The organism is Hansschlegelia beijingensis, from assembly GCF_045505405.1.
In the GTDB taxonomy this organism is placed as follows: domain Bacteria; phylum Pseudomonadota; class Alphaproteobacteria; order Rhizobiales; family Methylopilaceae; genus Methylopila; species Methylopila beijingensis_A.
In genome coordinates, this window is record NZ_JBJKEX010000633.1 from 1 (window position 1) to 886 (window position 886).

Sequence of the window (886 nt, forward strand, 5' to 3'; positions counted from 1 at the left end):
GTTCAAGCGATGATCGCCTTCATCGACGATCACCGTGGGGCGAGCCCGGCGATGTCGAGCCCGCCGTCGACCGCCGCGCACAGCGCCCGTATCGTCCGGAGCTTGCCGCGCGAGACGCCGGCGGCGCGGAACAGCTCGTCGGGAGCTTGCGAAAGCTGGGCGTGATCCAGCGCTCCGAGCGCGGCTTCGATCCGGCCGTGAATGGCTCGCGCGGCGGTCACCGATATCATCTGTGAGTTGACGAGCCAGATCAGTCCCGCGAGGCCAGGGTCCAGCGAGCGCAGCGGCGGCTCCCCCGCGACCGCGCGCAGGCGCGCCATCGCGGGATCGAGCGCGCAGAGCGCGTCGAGCGCCGCCTCGAGCTCAGGCTTGCCAAGAATGCGGAGAGGGCCCACCGCTGGCACGCTAGCGGGAAAGGACAGATGCAGGAACCGGCATCGCGGGATCGGCGGGAGGAGGGGGGCTCGGAGCCGCTTCCGGGGGACGAGCGGCCGGTGTTCCGTTTCGCTCCCTCGCCGACCGGACACCTGCATCTCGGCCACGCCCTTTCGGCGCTGTGCGTGTGGCGCGCGGCGGAGGCCGCGGGCGGGCGCGTGCTGCTTCGCATCGAGGACATCGACCCGGTCCGCTCGAAGCCGGAATTCGGAGAAGCCATCGAGGAGGACCTCGCCTGGCTCGGCTTTCGCTGGGAGGGAGCGCCGCGACGGCAGTCGGAGCATCTCGACGACTATCTCCGCGCCCTCGAGGAACTCGACCGACGCGGTCTGGTTTATCGCTGCCGGCTCACCCGGTCCGACATCGCGGCGGCGGTCGAGTTCCTCGAGGGCGCGGAGATAGTCGTCGAGATGCTCCGACTGCCGTCGCGGCGCTCCCTCCCAGCGAAAGC

At 70.8% G+C, this 886-nt stretch carries 2 protein-coding genes; one reads left to right on the forward strand and one right to left on the reverse strand.

Annotated elements, in window-relative coordinates:
• Positions 1-29: 29 nt before the first annotated feature.
• Positions 30-395 carry a DNA glycosylase family protein gene (locus ACIKT0_RS19280; protein ID WP_407106881.1) on the reverse strand — a complete coding sequence of 122 codons (366 nt, stop codon included), beginning with the start codon at positions 393-395 and terminating at the stop codon, positions 30-32.
• A 27-nt stretch (positions 396-422) separates the two neighbouring features.
• Between ACIKT0_RS19280 and ACIKT0_RS19285 the strand changes: the two genes are divergently transcribed.
• On the forward strand, positions 423-886 hold a 464-nt coding region (locus ACIKT0_RS19285; RefSeq protein WP_407106882.1), incomplete at its 3' end, for a glutamate--tRNA ligase family protein.